The sequence below is a fragment of the Microtetraspora sp. NBRC 13810 genome, assembly GCF_030268685.1.
Classification (GTDB): Bacteria; Actinomycetota; Actinomycetes; order Streptosporangiales; family Streptosporangiaceae; genus BSRQ01.
The window spans coordinates 236,808-253,220 of record NZ_BSRQ01000011.1; the positions used below are offsets into that span (position 1 = coordinate 236,808).

The window sequence follows — 16,413 nt, forward strand, 5'->3', positions numbered from 1 at the left end:
CCCCCGCCACCCTCGCGAAACAGCCCCCGGCTCTCTCGGCCCGACAAGTGTGCCCCTTTTACTTAATCTTTGTACATGCCGCACGCTCGTGCGCATTCTCTTTCGACGCCGATGCCGGCGATCTGGTTCGCGGCGGGCGGGACGTATTGGGGCGCATAGATCCCGGCAGGGCGGGCAAGGGCCGAATTTGGGAGAAAAACGTAGATCATGGGGGAACCATGCTTCAAGGTAAAACCATCGCCTTCCTCGCCGCTCCCGAGGGCGTGGAACAGGTCGAACTCACCGAGCCGTGGCGGGCCGTGCAGCAGGCGGGCGGCACGCCGCGGCTGATCTCCACGAAGCACGGGAAGATCCAGGGGTTCAACCATCTGGACCGGGCGGACACCTTCGACGTGGACGCCACGGTGGACGAGGTGTCGGCGAGCGACTTCGACGGCCTCGTGCTCCCCGGCGGGGTGGCCAACCCCGACTTCCTGCGCACCCAGCCCGCGGCCGTGCGGTTCGCCGGCGAATTCTTCCGGCTGGGCAAGCCGGTGGCGTCGATCTGCCACGCGCCCTGGACGCTGGTCGAGGCCGACGTGGTGCGGGGCCGTACCCTCACGTCGTGGCCGAGCCTGCGGACCGACCTGCGCAACGCCGGAGCCACCTGGGTGGACGAAGAGGTCATCACCTGTACGGACGGGCCGAACGCGCTGGTGTCCAGCCGCAAGCCCGACGACCTCAAGGCGTTCTGTCAGGCGTTCGTCGACGTGATGGGCTCCTGAGCCCGCCGATCCGGCGAGATTCGGCCCGGTACGCCCGCGCGGGCGTGCCGGGCCGGTCTGTGCTCAGGCGGCGTCGAACGCCTTCGTCACGGCGGCGCGGACCTCGGCCATGGTGGCCGGCAGGCCCTCGCGGGACGAGGAGGTCATGTCGACGTCGGGCATGCCGCAGGCGATCGCCCAGTCCCAGGGTTGAAGGTCGCCGTCGACGTTGAGCGCGAAGCCGTGGCTGGTGACGCCACGGCTCTGCCGCATGCCGATGGAGACGATCTTGCGACCGGTGGCGGCGGTCCACACGCCGGTCAGCAGCTCCGAGCCCGGCGGGGTGTCCCTGCGCTCGGCGGCGATGCCCAGCGTGTCCAGGGCCTTGACGAGGCGCAGCTCGACCTCGCGCACGTAGTCGACGATGCCCTCGTGCTCGCCCAGCTTGACGATCAGGTAGCCGACGAGCTGGCCGGGGCCGTGGTAGGTGAGCTGCCCGCCGCGGCCCGTCTCCACGACGGCGATGCCGTGGGACGGGTCGGGAAGGTGCTCGGCCGGCGTGCGCCGGCCGATCGTGTAGACGGAGGGATGGCTGAGCAGCCACAGCGTGTCCGGCCGCTCGTCACGCTGGCGCTCGGCCACCATCTCGGCCATGCGCTCCATGGCCTCTTCGTATTCGACCAGGTCATCCTGGATCACCGACAACGGCCGTTCCTTCATGGAAACAGCTTAGGTCGGGTCAGCGATAGAGCTGCTCCTTGGCCCTGCCCTTGCCCAGGTAGCCGCTGGGGGCCTTCGGAACGAAGATCCACATACCCAGGTAGATCAGGAACTGCGGGCCCGGCAGGATGCAGGAGATCAGGAACAGCAGCCGCACCGTGGTGGGCCGCCAGCCGAGCGCGTCGGCGATCCCGCCGCAGACGCCTGCGATCATTTTGTGCCTGGTTGAGCGGTACACTCTTTCCTCCCGGTGGACGTTCTCATCCGGTTCAACGAACCGCTGAACGGATCCCGTTCCACCGTGAGCCCTGAGAAAACCCTGTCAGGGTCGCCGGTCGAGCGCCTTGAGCCAGTCCCTGGCCTGCTCCAGGTCGGCATCGGTCAGGCCGAGCCGGGGTGAAACGTGCACCAGCAGGAAGTCGCCGACTCCGGGATGGTCCCTGAGATACTCCTCGTCGGGCTCCCAGGTGTGGTCGTCCAGCCAGACGAACGGCCGGCCCTTGACGTAGGCGGCGACGTGCGGGGTCTTGAACATCTCGCCGCCCCCGCCGGGCAGCGCGGGCCCGGGCACCTCGACGACGGGCAGCTCGGGCAGGCCGAGCGGCGGGCCGATCCACCAGTTGGCCTCGCGCTCCCAGGTGGTCGCCCAGACCAGCTCCGCCCCGGTGTCCGCGGCGAGCGCGAGCAGCGCGGCGCCGTGGCCCGGGTTGAGCTGCACCCGGTAGGTCTGGCCGTCCACCACGCATTCGTGGACCTCGAAACCGGGCAGCGCCCCGCCCAGCGGGTTGAGCACGCCGTCGACGTCGACCAGCAGCAGAGGGGACTCGGTCACGTGCGCAATGGTCGCGGGCGGAAGACGGATTTGTCTAGCCAAACCTGGTCGAACCCCTTCAGGCACGCTACCTTTCCTCCTTGACTCGGGGATCAAGGTACGACCCTCCTGGAGGAAGCCCGATGCGGCCACGCCCGCGAAGAAATCTGCTCCGCACCATCGCCCTCGCCACCGTCGTCGCGCTCCCGCTGACCCTCACCACACCGGCGCACGCCGGACCCGTCTCGGACGTGCTGTCCAAGCTCCTGGTCCAGAAGGTCAAGGGCACCAACGTCAAGAAGCACCTGGACGCCCTCCAGGCGATCGCCACCGCCAACGGCGGCAACCGGGCCGCCGGCAGCCCCGGCTACGACGCCTCCGTGGACTACGTGGCGGGCAAGCTGCGCAAGGCGGGCTACAAGGTGAGCTTCACCGACGTGGAGTTCCCCACCGGGTGGGAGGAGCTGTCCACGCCGGTCCTGGAGCAGGTCGCGCCGAACCCGACCGCCTACGCCACGCCGGCCGACTTCGTCACCGTGGTCTCCTCGGGCTCGGGTGACGTGACGGCACCGATCACGGTCGTCGACCCGATCCTGCCGCCCCCGCCGGTGCCGGGCTCCACCGCGGGCTGCGAGCCGGAGGACTTCGCCGGCTTCCCCGCCGGCAACATCGCGCTCATCCAGCGCGGCACCTGCCCGTTCGTGCAGAAGGCGGACAACGCCAAGGCCGCCGGCGCCTCCGCGGTCATCTTCTTCAACGAGGGCCAGCCGGGCCGTACGGACCCGTTCGTCTTCGACATCGCCGAGTGGCGTTACGGCTTCCCCGTGGTGATCACCAGCTTCGCCGTGGGCAACGCGCTGGCCGCGGCGCCGGGGGCCACGGTCCGGGTCAAGACCGACACCAGGATCGACATCGGCACGACCAGGAACGTCATCGCGGAGTCCCGCTTCGGCGACCGGGACGACGTGGTCATGGTCGGCGCCCACCTGGACAGCATGCCCGACGGGCCCGGCATGAACGACAACGGCTCCGGCAGCGCCGCGATCCTCGAGGTCGCCCTCCAGCTCAAGAACTACCCGGTGCGCAACAAGGTCCGCTTCGCCTTCTGGGGCGCTGAGGAGCTCGGCCTGGTCGGGTCCAACCAGTACGTCGCCGAACTCCCGGCGGCCGAGCGGGACCGGATCAAGCTCTACCTGAACTTCGACATGATCGCCTCGCCGAACTACGCCATCAAGCTCTACGACGGCGACGACTCCGACGCCACCGGCTCCCCGGCGGGCCCGCCCGGATCTGCGCAGATCGAGAAGCAGCTCGCGAAGTTCTTCGACAGCCGCCGCGTCGGCCACGTCGGCACCGACTTCGACGGCCGCTCCGACTACGGCGCGTTCATCGCGACGGGCATCCCGGCCGGCGGCATCTTCACCGGCGCCGAGACCTTGAAGACGCCGCAGGAGGCGGCGCTCTTCGGCGGCCAGGCCGGCGTGGCCTACGACGTCTGCTACCACCAGGCGTGCGACACCCTCGCCAACGTCAACCTGAAGGCGCTCGACCTCAACGCCGACGCCATCGCCTCCGCGACGGGCACCTACGCCTTCGACCTGTCCTCCATCCCGGACCGGAAGAAGTCCGCCGCCCGCGCCTCCGCGCTGCTCTCCACCTCCTGACCCGGCCCGGCGGCGTCCAGCCGGACGCCGCCGGCCTGCTGTACGGCGCCGCCCGGCCGGGCGGCGCCGTACGCTTTTCCGGCCCGTCCGTTTCCTCAACTTTCGTCAACTTCCACCAGGGTCGGGGACCATGGCCACGACCGCCCCGTGTCTCCGCTAGCCTCGCTAAGTCGTCACGAAAAGGCCGCCGGCACGTCCGCCGAAGCGGTCTCCCCTTGGAAGGTGTCACCCTTGATCGGCTGGTTCGAGGCAACGGTGCTGGGGGTGCTGCAGGGGCTCACGGAGTTCCTGCCGATCTCCTCCAGCGCGCACATCCGGGTCGTCTCCGCGTTCTTCGGATGGAAGGATCCCGGCGCCGCCTTCACAGCCGTCATCCAGCTGGGCACCGAGACGGCGGTGCTGATCTACTTCCGCAAGCGCATCGCGGACATCGTCGTCACCTGGACCCGCTCCCTGTGGACGCCGCACCTGCGCAGCGACCAGGCGGCCAAGATGGGCTGGTACGTGATCGCCGGCAGCATCCCGATCGGCATCCTCGGCATCACCTTCAAGGACCAGATCGAGACGACGCTGCGTGACCTGCGGCTGGTGGGCGCCTGCCTGATCATCTTCGGTCTGCTGCTCGCCCTGGCCGACTACATGGCGCGCAACGAGCTCACCCTGGACAAGCACCTCAACCTGCCGCACGCCCTCACCTACGGCGTGGCCCAGTCGCTCGCCCTGATCCCCGGCGTCTCCCGCTCCGGCGGCACCACCGGCGCCGGCCTGCTCCTCGGCTACCGGCGGGAGGAGGCCGCGGAGTACTCGTTCCTGCTGGCCATCCCGGCGGTGCTCATGTCGGGCGTGCTGGAGCTCTTCGAGATCGGCGACGGCCCGGCCCCCGACTGGGGCCCCACCATCCTCGCCACGATCGTGTCCTTCGTGGTCGGCTACGCCGCCATCGCTTGGTTCCTCCGCTACATCAGCAACCACCGCTTCACCGGCTTCGTCATCTACCGGGTCCTGCTCGGCATCCTGGTCATCACCCTGGTCAGCTTCGGCGTCATCCCCGCCCTCGGCTGATCCCGCACGCCACACACCCCACGGCCACCCCCCGGCTCCCCCGGGCGGTGGCCGTCATGCTTCAGTCCCCGGTGGCCGGGCGGCGGACGGTGACCTTGCGGTCGAGGGTGAAGAGCTTCCACTCCTCGCGGCGGGAGTGCACCGCGCGGCAGTGGTAGGAGACGGCCTCCACGTCGTAGGCCCGCCCGTCGTCGTCCACGCCGATGTGGGTGCCGAGGAGGGAGTCGGTCTGGAGCACCTCCCAGTCCCCCTGGTGGATCAGCGGCGCGCCGAGCGGGGCGAGGTAGTCCTTGACCAGGTAGGACACGATGTCCCCGGCACGCATCTGCTGTGGATCGATCTCCAGCTCTTCCCACATGCCGTCCGTCACGCCACTGATCCTCCGCTTACCGTCCATGCCCCATCAAGAACGCCGTCCCCCGAACCGCGATCGGCTCCCCCTGACACGATTCCAGCCCGCCCACCCTCGCACCGGAAAATCGCCGAACCGTTTCTGCGTAGATCAAAATCGGGTTTCGACCTACCCCTAAGACCCGCCACCCCCCATCGGCGTTGTCACCCCCCGCCGAATGCGACCGAATCGGGATCATGCCCGCCGATCGATGACAGGAAGGGTCTCACGAACCCCACGCCCTCCGCACCAGGAGCACCCGTCAGGCTCCTCCCCCCTCTTCTTCCGCATGCCGGTACGCCCGCGGTCATGTCCACCGATATCCCCTTTGGTGCACTACGTGGGCGACAATCTAGATCACATTGATATTTCACGCACCACCGAAAATGCGGCGAGGCCCACGGTCGTGGGCCTCGCCTGGGGAAAAGGGGTCCCGCCTGGGGAAAAGGGGTCCCGCCTGGGGAAGAGGGGTCAGATCCCGATCGGGTGCCAGACGGTCTTGGTCTCCAGGAACGTCGTCATCCGGTCCAGCCGCGGCTCGGCGAGCCAGCTCTCCTCGGCCGGGCGGAGCACCCGCTTGAGGTTCTCCGCCGCCTCCCGCTCACAGGTCAGGGCCAGGTCGGGCGGGCAACCGGTGAGATCGATGCCGTTGACGTCCATGTGCGCGGCGAGCCAGGGGGCCAGCTCCGCCGTCGGGCCGGTGAGCACGTTCACCACACCGGCCGGGAGGTCGGAGGTGGCCAGCACCTCGGCCAGGGTGATCGACGGCAGCGGCGCCCGCTCGCTCGCCACCACCACGCACGTGTTGCCGGTCACGATCACCGGGGCGATCACCGAGACCAGCCCCAGCAGCGGGCCCATCGGCGGCGCGATCACCGCGATGACGCCCGACGGCTCGGCGGTGGACAGGTTGAAGTACGGCCCGGCGACCGGGTTGGCCGCACCCCGCAGGGCGCCGATCTTGTCCGACCAGCCCGCGTACCAGACCAGCCGGTCCACGGCCGCGTCCACGAGTTCGCCGGCCTTGCGCGCCGAGACCCCGTCGGCCTCGGCCACCTCGCCGGCGAACTGCGCCCGCCTGCCCTCCAGCATCTCGGCGATCCGGTAGAGGATCTGCCCCCGGTTGTAGGCCGTCGCCGCCGACCAGCCGGGGAACGCCTTGCGCGCCGCGACCACCGCGTCCCGCGCGTCCTTGCGCGAGGCGCGGGACGCGTTGGCGAGGAAGTCGCCCTTCGAGGAGGTCACCGCGTAGGACCTTCCGCTCTCGGAGCGCGGGAACGCCCCGCCGATGAACAGCTTGTACGTCTTGCGTACGGCCAGCCGCCCGTTCTCACTCATCGCCGCGTCCCTTCCACGTGCTCTCGTGCGCCAGTCGTTCGGGCACGAAGCCCTGTCCGCAGCGGCTGACCCCGCCGTGGTGCGCGAACCAGCCGCGCCGGCGAGCGGTACGGCCGGCGCGCGCCATCGCGTGGCCCTTGGTCATCTGTGCCCGGCGGGACGACCGCCCCGGCCGGCGATGCTCACACATCGAGATACGCCTCCAGCCCGTGCCGTCCGCCTTCCCGGCCGTAGCCGGACTCCTTGTAACCGCCGAAGGGCGAGGCGGGATCGAAACGGTTGAAGGTGTTGGCCCAGACGACGCCGGCCCGCAGCTTGTCCGCCAGCCACAGGATGCGCGAGCCCTTCTCCGTCCACACGCCCGCGGACAGGCCGTAGGGAGTGTTGTTGGCCTTCTCCACGGCCTCGGCGGGGGTGCGGAAGGTGAGCACCGACAGCACCGGGCCGAAGATCTCCTCGCGGGCGATCCGGTGCGACTGGGCGACGCCGGTGAAGAGCGTCGGCGGGAACCAGAAGCCCTTGTCCGGCAGCGGGCAGGACGGCGACCACCGATCGGCGCCCTCCTGCTCGCCCGCGTCGGCCAGGGTGCGGATCCGCGCGAGCTGCTCGGCCGAGTTGATCGCGCCGATGTCGGTGTTCTTGTCCAGCGGGTCGCCGAGCCGCAGGGTGGCCAGCCGGCGCTTGAGCGCGCCGAGCAGCTCCTCCTGGATCGACTCCTGCACGAGCAGCCGGGAGCCCGCGCAGCAGACGTGCCCCTGGTTGAAGAAGATGCCGGTGACGATGCCCTCGACCGCCTGGTCGATCGCGGCGTCCTCGAACACGATGTTGGCCGCCTTGCCGCCGAGCTCCAGGGTGAGCTTCTTCCCCGTGCCCGCGACCGAGCGGGCGATCAGCCGGCCGACCTCGGTGGACCCGGTGAAGGCCACCTTGTTCACGTCGGCGTGGCCGGCCACCGCGGCGCCGGTGGCGCCCGCGCCGGTCACGATGTTCACCACGCCGGCCGGCAGCCCGGCCTGCACGCAGATCTCCGCGAAGGCCAGCGCGGTCAGCGGGGTCGTCTCCGCCGGCTTGAGCACCACGGTGTTGCCGCAGGCCAGCGCCGGGGCGATCTTCCATGCCAGCATCAGCAGCGGGAAGTTCCACGGGATGATCTGCCCGGCGACGCCGAGCGGCCGCGGGTCGGGACCGAAGCCGGCGTGCTTCAGCTTGTCCGCCCAGCCGGCGTAGTAGAAGAAGTGCGCGGCGACCAGCGGCAGGTCCACGTCGCGGGACTCTCGGATGGGCTTGCCGTTGTCCAGCGACTCCAGCACGGCCAGCTCACGGGCCCGCTCCTGGACGATCCTGGCGATCCTGAACAGGTACTTCGCGCGCTCGGAGCCGGGCAGCGCGCTCCAGGTCTCGAACGCCTTCCTGGCCGCCTGCACGGCCCGGTCGACGTCGGCCTCGTCGGCGCAGGCGATCTCGGCCAGCACCGTCTCGTCCGCCGGGTTGACGCTCTTGAAGGGGGTGCCGCCGCCCTCGGTGAACTCACCGTTGACGAACAGACCGTAGGAGGGCTTGATGTCGACGACGTCGCGCGACTCGGGTGCGGGTGCGTACTCGAATCTCATGGCGGTCAGTCCAGGGTGAAGTAGTCGGGGCCGGCGTAGCGACCGGTGGCCATCTTCTGCCGCTGCATGAGCAGGTCGTTCAGCACCGAGGAGGCGCCGAGCCGGAACCACGCGGGATCGAGCCAGTCCTCCCCGGCGGTCTCGTTGACCAGCACGAGGTACTTGATCGCGTCCTTCGTGGTGCGGATGCCGCCCGCGGGCTTGACGCCGACCATGCGGCCGGTGGTGGCGCGGAAGTCGCGCACGGCCTCCAGCATGACCAGGGTGACGGGAAGCGTCGCCGCAGGGGACACCTTGCCGGTCGAGGTCTTGATGAAGTCGGCGCCGGCCAGCATCGCCAGCCAGGAGGCCCGCCGTACGTTGTCGTAGGTCGCGAGCTCGCCGGTCTCAAGGATCACCTTGAGGTGCGCCTCGCCCGCCGCGGCCTTCACCGCGACGATCTGCTCGAAGACGGTGGTGTAGTCGCCCGCCAGGAACGCGCCGCGGTCGATCACCATGTCGATCTCGTCCGCGCCGGCCGCCACGGCCTGCGCGGTGTCGGTCACCTTGACGTCCAGCGAAGTCCTGCCGCTGGGGAACGCGGTCGCCACGCTGGCGACCTTCACCCCCGACCCGGCCAGCGCGCGTACGGCGTGCGGTACCAGGTCCGGGTAGACGCAGACCGCTGCGACCCGTGGCACGGAGGGGTCTGATGGATCGGGATGGGCGGCCTTCGCGCACATCGCGCGGACCTTGCCCGGGGTGTCGGCACCCTCGAGCGTGGTCAGGTCCACCATGGAGATGGCCAGATCGATGGCCTGGGACTTCGCGGTAGTCTTGATCGATCGTGTGCCTAGGGCTGCGGCTCGCTGGTCGGCGCCCACCCGGTCGACTCCGGGCAGACCGTGCAGGAAGGCTCGCAATGTGGCGTCTGAGGACGCCACCTCCGCGAGCGGAGTAGTCAGTGTTGACACCACCACAGCATCGCCGACCAGCGCGATTGATTCCAAACCGGACCGCCTGACATGCGAGGATTCCCGGCCGCCGGGAGCCTCTAAGGCGGGATGAGGCGGTCTTAGGCAGTCCTAGGACGAAGGTAGGTCCCTCTGAGGGCCCCAGATAAGGCATCCGTCCGATGTGCGGGACGGCACCTTAGGACGAACCTTGAAGTGTCAGGAAAAGGACACACCAAGGAGAACCCCATGGGTCCCGAGCTCCACTACCAGATGATCCACGACCGGGTATCCGAGCTGCACGAGCAGGCCTCGGCGCACCGGATCGCCCGGCAGGCCGCGAAGAGCCGCAAGGCACCGGAGGGGGCGGCCGACCGGCGCCACCGCTTCGCCTTCAAGCTCCGCGCGTCATGACCGTCCACAGAGAGCCCGGCCGAAACCTCCCTCTCGGCCGGGCCTCACAGCCTCCCTGACCGGTCGTTCGGTCACCCGTCCCTTGACCACAGACACCTTCGCCGACAGAAAAAAGGGGCGAAGGTCCAATTAAGGGCATGCCATGCTGGACCACATGATGGGTCGGGCTGTGAGCCCCGTCTTCGTCGGGCGGGAAACGGAGTTGGAGGTCCTGGCCGAGGGCTTCAGGGAATCGCGTAAGAGGTCCGCCTCCGCCGTCCTCCTGGGCGGTGAGGCGGGAGTGGGCAAGTCCCGACTCGTCGGGAGGTTCACCGAGGAGGCGGCGGAGGAGGGCGCGCACATCCTCGCCGGGGGCTGTGTCGAGCTGTCCAGCGAAGGTCTCGCCTACGCGCCGTTCACCGCCGCGCTGCGCCAGCTCGTCCGCGAGATGGGCACCGCCGAGATCACCGCCCTGCTGCCCGACGGCGCGGGGCGGGACCTCGCCAGGCTGCTGCCCGAGTTCGGCGAGCCGAACAGCGACGAGGAGTCCGACACCGCCCGCGCCCGGCTCTTCGAGCTGATCCTCACCCTGCTGGAGCGCCTCGCCGAGCGGCGGGCCGTGATCCTGGTCATCGAGGACATCCACTGGGCCGACCGGTCCAGCCGCGACCTGATCGCCTTCCTCAGCCGCAACCTGCACGCGGCCCCCGTCCTCATGATCCTCACCTTCCGCTCCGACGACCTGCACCGCCAGCACCCGCTGCGGCCGGTGCTGGCCGAGCTGACCCGGCTGGACGGCGTGCTGCGGACCGAGCTGCCCCGCCTCACCCAGGAGGAGGTCGGCGCGCAGATCGCCGGCATCACCGGCAAGGTCCCCGAATACCGCCCGGTCAACACGATCTACGAGCGCAGCGAGGGCATCCCGCTGTTCGTCGAGGCGCTGCTCGACGCGGGCGCGGAGTGCTCCTTCCCCGAGTCGCTGCACGATCTGATCATCGGCTCGGTCGAGAAGCTGCCCGAGGAGACCCAGCGGGTGCTGCGGGTCGCCGCGGCGGGCGGCATCCGGGTCGGGCACGGCCTGCTGTCCGCGGTCTGCGGCCTGTCCGACATCGCGCTGGAGGACGCCATGCGCCCGGCGATCGCGCGCAACGTCATCCAGGTGGACGACCGCACCTACGTCTTCCGGCACGCGCTCATCCGCGAGGCCGTACACGACGAGATGCTGCCCGGCGAGCACACCCGGCTGCACGCGAGGTACGCCGAGGAGATCGAGCGGGACCGGGAGCTCGTGCCGCGCGGCCGGGCCGCCATCGAGGTCGCCCACCACTGGTACTCCGCGCGCAACGACCTGTGGGCGCTCATCTCCGCCTGGGAGGCGGCCGACAAGGCGGCCAAGGCGTTCGCCTACACCGAGAAGCTGCAACTGCTCGAACGCGTCCTCACGCTCTGGGACAAGGTGCCCGACGCCGCCGAGCGGATCGGGGCCGACCACACCACCGTCCTGGAGATCGCCTCCGTCGCCGCCTCCAACAGCGGCGAGGTGGACCGGGGCACGAAGTTCGTCAAGGCCGCGCTCGCCGAGCTGGACGAGCAGAAGGAACCGGAACGGGTCGCCGAGCTGGTCGTACGGCTGGCCGGGTTCCAGATCGAGAAGCGCAGACCCGGCGCCCTGGAGAACCTCCGCTACGCCGAGTCCCTCGTCCCGAACGCCGGAGCGGCCCGCTCGCACGTGCTGGGCCGGCTCGGCCGCTTCCTCATCTTCAGCGGCGAGATCGTCGAGGGCGCCGCGCTCACCCAGGAGTCGCTGCGCATCGCCAGGAGCATGAACGACGAGGCCCAGGAGGCCGACCTGCTGCTCGACCTGGCCAACGGCCAGTCGATCTCCGGCCTCCTCGAAGCCACCATCGCCACCAACGAGCACGCCCGCTCGATCGGCACCCGGCTCGGCTCACACCGCCTCACCCTGCGCGCGGTCACCAACAACGTCGACGCCCTCAACAACCTCGGCCGCTCCGAGGAGGCCATCGAGCTCGCGATCGAGGGCGAGCGGCTGTCCAGGAAGTACGGCAGGTACCGGATCCAGGGCACCTTCATCGCCAACAACCGGGCCGAGGCGCTGGAGGCGCTCGGCCGGTGGGACGAGGCCGTGGAGGTGGTCGAGGCCGCCCTCGCCAAGGACCCCGGGCTGCGCACCCGCCACCACCTGCGCAGGGTGCGCGGCGACATCGCCGTGGGACGGGGCGAGATGGAGGTGCTTGAGGCGGTCCTGCACGAGATGGAGGCGTTCACCCGGCCGACCGCCGACTTCACCCAGGAGACGACGGGCAACGTCCGGCTGCTGATGGGCTGGTACAAGCTCCGCGGTGAGCCCGAGGAGGCGCTGCGGGTGGCCGAGCAGTCGCTGAACGAGCTGGTCCACCCGAGCAAGGCGATGCTCGGCTGGCGGCTGCTGTCCCAGATCCACCTGGTCTGTGCCACGGCCGCGCCGGTCGATCTGCGCCGGGCCGCCGAGGTGCAGCAGCTTGCCGACCACGTGGCCGCCAGGCTGTCCGTGGACGGGCCGGTCGCCGAGGCTTACCGGTACATGTGCCAGGACCGGTTCGACGAGGCCGCCGCGATCTGGGACCGCCTCCGGCGTCCGCTCCCGCACGCGACGTCGCTGTGGCACGCCGCGCTGACCGCCGTCCAGACGGGCGACCGCGAGGGGGCCGCGGACCGGCTGCGCACCGCGCACCCGCTGGCCCAGGCCATCGGCGCCACGCCGCTCACCGAGGAGATCGAGGTCCTCTGCCGCCGCATCGGCGCCCACCTGGACGGCGACGCCGACGCCAGCACCCCCGCCGGCGCCGAACTCCTCACCCCGCGCGAACTGGAAGTCCTCCACCTCGTCGCCAAGGGCCGCTCCAACCGCGAGATCGCCGCCGAACTGTTCATCTCCGCCAAGACAGTAAGCGTCCACGTCTCGAACATCCTCGCCAAACTCGGCGTCTCCAACCGCGGCGAAGCCACCGCCGCCGCCCACCGCCTCTCCCTCCTAACCCCCTAACCCTCTAACCCCCTAACCTCACACCCTGTAACCCCGCCCTCCCTCCAAGGCGCCGCGTCGGCGAGAAGAAAAGCGGCCGTACCCGGCGCCCCCGTACGGCGCGACACCACACACACCCGCCGACGCGGCCCACAAAAAAGGGGGCACAACGCCGGCGGAGAGTGCAGGGAGAGGGTCAGTGGAGGGAGAAGGTCAGTGACGGCCGAAGTCCTGGGTCCAGTAAAGGCCCCTGGCGCCCTTGGCCTCACCCACGCCGATGTGCGTGTAGGTGCAGTTCATGATGTTGGCCCGGTGGCCGGGGCTGTCCAGCCACGCCTTGACGACGACGGCCGCGGTGGGCTGCCCCATCGCGATGTTCTCACCCCACGCGCGGATCGGGGAGAAGCCCGCGGCGGCGATGCGGTCACCGGGGTCCCGGCCGTCCTGGGAGTCGTGGGAGAAGTATCCCTTGGCCGCCATGTCCGAGGAGTGCCCCCGCGCGGCGGTGTGCAGCTTCGCGTCGTGCGTCAGCGGAGCGCACCCGCCGGTCCTGCGCGCCTCGTTGGTCAGGCGCACGACCTCTTCCTCCACCGTCGAACCGACGGTGCCGGTACCGGTGCCGCCGCTCGGACTGGTCGAGGGGGCGGGTGTGGAGGTCGGCACCGCCGTGGTCGAGGGGGCGGCTGTGGAGGTCGGGACGGCGGTGGGCGTGGGAGCGGGTGTGGTGGAGGTCGGGGCGGTGGTGGGCGTGGGGGCGGGGGTCGCGGCGGGCGCGCAGCCGAGCTGTACGCCCTTGGAGCGGGAGGTGTTCCCCGCGCCGTCGGTGACGACGACGTAGTACGTGCGCGGTGAGGTGGTGCACGGGGCCGCCGCGGCGAACCGGCCGTTGCGGACGATCGTCCTGGCCTGCTTGACGACCTGGTCGGCGCCGGAGCGGGCCCACTTGAGCTGGATACGCAGGGCTGCGGCCTGCGTGCACCCGGCGCGGGACGCCTCGGCGCGGATGGAGGTGGGCGTGGCCGCGGGCAGAGACGCGGCCACGCGGCACTCCGCGGCCGGGGTGGGAGTTCGGGTCGCGGCGTGCGCCGCGGTTACGGGTGTGATGATCGCTGCCAGACCGCCGAGGCACGCGAGTGCCTTGATGAGTCTGTGCATGTGGTCCTCCAGGAGAGTTTCGGACACCTGATGAACCACGCATTCTGGCCCGCCAAAACGGACATGTCAGGAGAATTCTGAGAATATTGGGGCTCCAGGTAAACCTGAGGACCCCTCCAGACGTGTCACATCTCCTGTGTCACAGCACTTCCGGCACTCTGGGACCGATCCAGGACCCGGCTCAGATTTCCCGGATCAGACGAGGGCCTCGGCGATCAGGATCACCCCGAAGATCGCGAACGCGATGGCGGCGCCGTACCTGATCACTCGCTCGGGCAGATGCTTGCCGAGCATGCGGCCGACCACGATGGCGAGGGCGTCGGCGGCGACCATGCCCACGGTCGAGCCGATCCAGGTGCCGAACCAGCCGTGCTGGGTGGCCAGGGTGATGGTGGCCAGCATGGTCTTGTCGCCGAGTTCGCTGAGGAAGAAGGCCACGGTGACGGCGATGAGGGCGGACCGGGTGGTGCGGGACGCCTTCTGCGACTCGGCCTCGGTCAGCTCGTCCCCGCGCAGCGTCCACAGTGCGAACCCGAGGAACGCGATGCCGGCGACGAGCGTGATCGCCGTGGTCGGCAGCAGGTCGCCGACGACGCCGCCCAGCGCGACGCTGAAGAGGTGCACCACGGCGGTGGCGATGGTGATCCCGGCCAGCACCGGCCCGGGTTTGAACCTGGTGGCGAAGGTCATCGCCATGAGCTGGCTCTTGTCGCCGAGCTCCGCGACGAAGATCACCGCAAGACTGATCCAGAACGCTTCCAAGGGGTCGCCCTTCCATCATGCGCGACCGGGCGGAAGCGAACACCCGGGAGATCCTGCGGGCACGGCTTCGGCCCGGCAGCGCTCACAACGCATACTGCCAGGCCGAAGGTCTCGTCCGCCCGTTTCAGGCCCGCGCGACCGGGCGCCGTGGCGCCAGCGTGTCGATCACGCGATTGGGACTACTCCCCTTCGGTGTTCCAGAAGACCCTAACATCCCCCCAAGCCCACCCGCCGCACCCCCAGCACGACACGTCGGCGGGCAAAGACTCACCCGTCACCCCGTTCGTAGAGGCGTACGGCGTAGCCGAGGACGCGGGTGACGCGCACCTGGCGGTAGTCGTCGCGGAGCAGGTCCCGTTTGGCCCGGTCCCGGGAGGAGGACAGGTCGGCGTCGGCGGCGTGGGAGCGGCTGACCGTCCAGATCCGCGGCGCGTCGCCGATGGACGCGACGATGTCCTCGGGCGGCAGCTCGCGGCCGGCCAGGGTCCCGGAGGCCGGGCCGGAGAGCTTCAGCGCGGCGTCGCGGGCGTGCCGGAACTCCACCGGGTACGCCTCGGCGACCAGCCGCCGCACCGACGGCAGGAACAGCACGACATCCCCCGGCCGGGCGCCCTGCCCGACGAGACGGGCCGCCGCCGCCGGGTCGTCCGGGCGGCTGTCGATCCGGCGCACCTGCTCCTGGGCGGGCAGGCCGAGACCGGCGACGAGCGCCACCGGCAGCACCCCGGCCACCGCGGGCAGCCGGGGCAGTCGTGCGCCCGCGGCGGCGCCCGCCCCGATCAGCCAGGACAGCCCCAGCATGGAGTAGAGAACGTACCTGTCCGCGTAGAACGGATGCGCCTGGGAGATCAGGAGCAGCGCCGCGGGCGGCAGCACGGCCAGCGGCAGCGCGAGGAGCGGCAGCCCGACCGGTCCGGCGCGGTCCGCCCGGTGGAGCACGGCGAGCCCGGCCAGGACCCCGGTGACCGCGAGCAGCACGCCGCCCCCGGCGAACCGCGTGACGAGCGCGCCCGCCGTCGCCCAGGTCGGCACGTCGAGATGGGAGACCTGGTCCTGCTGCCCGTAGGCGATCCAGCCGACCGGCGCGGCGCACAGCAGCCCGGCCAGGCAGGCCACGGCCCACCGCCACAGTACGGCGAAGCCCACCCGGCAGGCAGCCAGCGTGACCGCGTGGGCCAGCAGGAAGAACGCGGCGAAGAGGTTGAGCAGGCAGGCGAGCGCCACGGCGGCGGCGTACCCCGCCCACCAGCGGAGCCGGCGCGGCTGTTCGGCGGCCCGTACCAGCAGGTAGCAGGCGAGCACGACGGCGGCGGCGACCAGCGCGAAGGAGCGGGCCTCCTGCGCGTGGTAGACGACCACCGGGGCCAGGGCGTAGGCCGTTCCGGCGAAGAGGCCGGCCGCCGGGGAGCCCAGGCGGCGGCCGACGACCGCGACGCCCAGCGCGGCCCCGGCGGTGGCCAGCAGCGACGGCACCCGCAACAGCACCTCGGGCGACGGGCCGGCCCCCGCGACGCCCAGCAGGACGTGCACGAGCAGGTAGTAGACGCCGTGCACGGCGTCGACGGTGCCCAGCGTGTCCCACAACTGCGGCAACGGCCGCCCGGCGAGGGCGAGCGTGGTGGCCTCGTCCTGCCACAGCGACCCCCGCCCGATCCCCCACACCCCGGCCACCAGCGCAACCCCCACCGGCACCACCACCGCCAGCCGCGCCGCCCACCCCACCCCGGGCTTCCCCACCCCCGAGGACGGCTCCCCCGACGCGCCGGCTCTGGTACCCGGGAACAACTTCCCTGACGCGCCCGGAGGC

The 16,413-nt window shown here is 70.6% G+C and carries 15 protein-coding genes; 5 read left to right on the plus strand and 10 right to left on the minus strand.

The features are described from left to right. Positions 1-218 precede the first annotated feature (218 nt). Positions 219-764 (plus strand): type 1 glutamine amidotransferase domain-containing protein, encoded by a 546-nt coding sequence (locus tag QSK26_RS23065; RefSeq protein WP_285777309.1) that lies wholly within the window; start codon positions 219-221, stop codon positions 762-764. 63 nt (positions 765-827) lie between these two features. Here the strand turns inward: QSK26_RS23065 and lipB are convergent, their stop codons facing one another. From lipB to QSK26_RS23080, 3 genes are all read right to left on the minus strand, one after another. Then, positions 828-1,463 (minus strand): lipoyl(octanoyl) transferase LipB, encoded by a 636-nt coding sequence (gene lipB, locus QSK26_RS23070; protein ID WP_285777310.1) that lies wholly within the window; start codon positions 1,461-1,463, stop codon positions 828-830. Positions 1,464-1,482: 19 nt separating this feature from the next. After that, entirely contained in the window at positions 1,483-1,701 is a 219-nt protein-coding gene (locus tag QSK26_RS23075) for a PspC domain-containing protein (RefSeq protein ID WP_285777311.1), read from the minus strand. A gap of 84 nt (positions 1,702-1,785) precedes the next feature. Next, positions 1,786-2,295 (minus strand): HAD domain-containing protein, encoded by a 510-nt coding sequence (locus QSK26_RS23080; protein WP_285777312.1) that lies wholly within the window; start codon positions 2,293-2,295, stop codon positions 1,786-1,788. A gap of 122 nt (positions 2,296-2,417) precedes the next feature. Between QSK26_RS23080 and QSK26_RS23085 the strand changes: the two genes are divergently transcribed. Together QSK26_RS23085 and QSK26_RS23090 are read left to right on the plus strand one after the other, a co-directional pair. Next, positions 2,418-3,938, plus strand: a complete 1,521-nt coding sequence (locus tag QSK26_RS23085; RefSeq protein ID WP_285777313.1) for a M28 family metallopeptidase — start codon at positions 2,418-2,420, stop codon at positions 3,936-3,938. A gap of 222 nt (positions 3,939-4,160) precedes the next feature. Beyond that, positions 4,161-5,000 carry an undecaprenyl-diphosphate phosphatase gene (locus QSK26_RS23090; RefSeq protein WP_285777314.1) on the plus strand — a complete coding sequence of 280 codons (840 nt, stop codon included), beginning with the start codon at positions 4,161-4,163 and terminating at the stop codon, positions 4,998-5,000. Positions 5,001-5,061: 61 nt separating this feature from the next. Here the strand turns inward: QSK26_RS23090 and QSK26_RS23095 are convergent, their stop codons facing one another. The 4 genes from QSK26_RS23095 to deoC all read right to left on the minus strand — a co-directional run bounded on the left by QSK26_RS23095 (position 5,062) and on the right by deoC (position 9,283). Further along, complete coding sequence (locus QSK26_RS23095; RefSeq protein ID WP_285777315.1) at positions 5,062-5,370, minus strand: hypothetical protein; 309 nt, start codon at positions 5,368-5,370, stop codon at positions 5,062-5,064. A 492-nt stretch (positions 5,371-5,862) separates the two neighbouring features. After that, positions 5,863-6,729, minus strand: a complete 867-nt coding sequence (locus tag QSK26_RS23100) for an aldehyde dehydrogenase family protein (protein ID WP_285777316.1) — start codon at positions 6,727-6,729, stop codon at positions 5,863-5,865. Positions 6,730-6,911: 182 nt separating this feature from the next. Beyond that, complete coding sequence (locus QSK26_RS23105) at positions 6,912-8,339, minus strand: aldehyde dehydrogenase family protein (protein ID WP_285777317.1); 1,428 nt, start codon at positions 8,337-8,339, stop codon at positions 6,912-6,914. Positions 8,340-8,344: 5 nt separating this feature from the next. After that, positions 8,345-9,283, minus strand: coding sequence for a deoxyribose-phosphate aldolase (gene deoC / locus QSK26_RS23110; protein ID WP_285777356.1), 939 nt, complete (start codon positions 9,281-9,283; stop codon positions 8,345-8,347). Between the two features lie 237 nt (positions 9,284-9,520). On the opposite strand from deoC, the gene QSK26_RS23115 reads away from it, so the two are divergent. After that, the gene (locus QSK26_RS23115) at positions 9,521-9,685 is read left to right on the plus strand and encodes a hypothetical protein (protein ID WP_285777318.1); all 165 of its coding nucleotides are present in this window, start codon (positions 9,521-9,523) and stop codon (positions 9,683-9,685) included. Positions 9,686-9,854: 169 nt separating this feature from the next. Beyond that, positions 9,855-12,710 (plus strand): ATP-binding protein, encoded by a 2,856-nt coding sequence (locus QSK26_RS23120; RefSeq protein ID WP_285777319.1) that lies wholly within the window; start codon positions 9,855-9,857, stop codon positions 12,708-12,710. Between the two features lie 192 nt (positions 12,711-12,902). Here QSK26_RS23120 and QSK26_RS23125 read toward each other — a convergent pair whose 3' ends face one another. From QSK26_RS23125 to QSK26_RS23135, 3 genes are all read right to left on the minus strand, one after another. Beyond that, on the minus strand, positions 12,903-13,730 hold the full coding sequence (locus QSK26_RS23125; protein ID WP_285777320.1) for a CAP domain-containing protein: 828 nt from the start codon (positions 13,728-13,730) through the stop codon (positions 12,903-12,905). Between the two features lie 309 nt (positions 13,731-14,039). Then, a complete protein-coding gene (locus QSK26_RS23130) occupies positions 14,040-14,606 on the minus strand; it encodes a TMEM165/GDT1 family protein (RefSeq protein ID WP_285777321.1) in 567 nt (188 codons plus the stop codon). A gap of 267 nt (positions 14,607-14,873) precedes the next feature. Beyond that, a complete protein-coding gene (locus QSK26_RS23135; protein ID WP_285777322.1) occupies positions 14,874-16,343 on the minus strand; it encodes a glycosyltransferase family 39 protein in 1,470 nt (489 codons plus the stop codon). Between the last annotated feature and the right edge of the window lie 70 nt (positions 16,344-16,413).

What these genes read in the sequence shown, in the direction of transcription:
- QSK26_RS23100 (WP_285777316.1), bottom strand. Translation starts at nt 6,729, where the DNA reads ATGAGTGAGAACGGGCGGCTGGCCGTACGCAAGACGTACAAGCTGTTC.
- QSK26_RS23085 (WP_285777313.1), top strand. Translation starts at nt 2,418, where the DNA reads ATGCGGCCACGCCCGCGAAGAAATCTGCTCCGCACCATCGCCCTCGCC.
- QSK26_RS23065 (WP_285777309.1), top strand. Translation starts at nt 219, where the DNA reads ATGCTTCAAGGTAAAACCATCGCCTTCCTCGCCGCTCCCGAGGGCGTG.
- QSK26_RS23115 (WP_285777318.1), top strand. Translation starts at nt 9,521, where the DNA reads ATGGGTCCCGAGCTCCACTACCAGATGATCCACGACCGGGTATCCGAG.
- QSK26_RS23105 (WP_285777317.1), bottom strand. Translation starts at nt 8,339, where the DNA reads ATGAGATTCGAGTACGCACCCGCACCCGAGTCGCGCGACGTCGTCGAC.
- lipB (WP_285777310.1), bottom strand. Translation starts at nt 1,463, where the DNA reads ATGAAGGAACGGCCGTTGTCGGTGATCCAGGATGACCTGGTCGAATAC.